The organism is Vibrio sp. D173a, from assembly GCF_030248475.1.
Window position 1 is genome coordinate 1 of the sequence record NZ_JAHGAH010000471.1, and the last position, 603, is coordinate 603.

The 603-nt window shown below is 44.3% G+C and carries 1 protein-coding gene and 1 pseudogene; one reads left to right on the forward strand and one right to left on the reverse strand.

Features of this window, described 5'->3' with window-relative positions; genetic code table 11:
• The coding region (locus KIV40_RS26820) for a Card1-like endonuclease domain-containing protein (RefSeq protein ID WP_285352222.1) at positions 1 to 140 on the forward strand (140 nt) is incomplete at its 5' end.
• 210 nt (positions 141 to 350) lie between these two features.
• On the opposite strand, the pseudogene KIV40_RS26825 reads toward KIV40_RS26820, so the two are convergent.
• Positions 351 to 603 (reverse strand): annotated as a pseudogene (locus KIV40_RS26825) (uridine phosphorylase); the annotation flags it as partial.

The following is a 603-nucleotide window of genomic DNA, read 5'->3' on the forward strand; positions in this document are numbered from 1 at the left end:
GTCCACTTCGCCATAACGACATTACTCGCGCTGAGGATTTAGGGTTAGCTTTGATTGGTCCTGATGAATTGAAAGATCTTAAGACGCACTTAACGTCTTGGTTTGCAGCAGCAGGTGGCCACGAAGACCTAGAGTACTAAGTAAGCTACTAAGCTGTCACTCGCTAAACATTCAAACTTCTAAAAGGCGCTTTGTGCGCCTTTTTCTTTACGCTCAATATTGCGTAATGACCTTCACTGTAGCTAACTAGAGTATTGAGTAGGCACAAAAAAAGCCGCACCTCTCAGTGCAGCTTCTTCATCATTCAACTGGCAATACTAAAGTCAGAATTGCCGTCAAATTCAATTCGATTACAGCATTTTACGTGCAGCTTCTACAACCACTTTGATTGAGCGTGCTTCTGTCTCTTTTAGCGTCTCGTGATCTGGGATCTCTTTCTGTGTACGGTTAATAATAACGCCCGCAACACAACCCGCTTTCAGACCAGAACTTGCACACATAGTTAGGAGTGTTGCAGATTCCATTTCGAAGTTAAGAACGCCCATGTCTTGCCACTCTTGCATAGAACCTTGGAAACGCTTAACAACGCGACCAGAGAACGTG